This is a genomic window from Neisseria sp. P0019.S002 (assembly GCF_051957155.1).
Taxonomy (GTDB): Bacteria; Pseudomonadota; Gammaproteobacteria; order Burkholderiales; family Neisseriaceae; genus Neisseria; species Neisseria perflava.
Map to the genome: position 1 here is coordinate 1 of NZ_JBQCWS010000065.1, position 521 is coordinate 521.

Sequence of the window (521 nt, forward strand, 5' to 3'; positions counted from 1 at the left end):
TGTTGGGTGTGTGTGGGGGGTGGTTTGTGTGGTGGGTTGGTGGTTTGTGTTTGGTGGTGGGTTTGGTTGGGTGGGGGGGGTGTGGGGGGGTTGGGTTTTGGTGGGGTGGGTGGTTGTTGGGTGTGGGTTTGGGGTTGGGTGGTTTGTTTGTGGTTGGGTTGGGGGTGTTGTGGTGGGTGTTGGGGGGTTGGGTTTGTGTGTGTTGTGGGGTGTGGGGGTGGGTTGTGGGTGGGGGTGGGGGGTTGGGTGGGTTTGGGGGTGGTTGGTTTTTTTTGGGGGTTGTTTGGGTGGTGTTTTGGGTGGGGCGTTGGTGGGGGTGGGGTGTTGTTGTGGTTGGGGGGTTGTTGTGGTTTGTTGGTTTGTGGTGGGTTGGGGGTGTCGTTGGGTGGTTTTTTGGGGGGTGGGTGGTGGGTGTTGGTGTTTGTTGTTGGGGGGGGGGTGGTGTGGGGGGGGGGTGGGGGGGGGGGGGGGGGGGGGGGGGGGTAAACGAAGTGGGAAGGCCCAGACAGCCAGGATGTTGG

1 protein-coding gene is annotated in these 521 nt (G+C 62.2%); it reads left to right on the forward strand.

Going from position 1 to position 521, the window contains the following annotated elements:
• Positions 1 to 26 precede the first annotated feature (26 nt).
• Positions 27 to 521: hypothetical protein (locus ACTHTY_RS11580; RefSeq protein ID WP_440367771.1), on the forward strand; the 495-nt coding region annotated here is incomplete at its 3' end.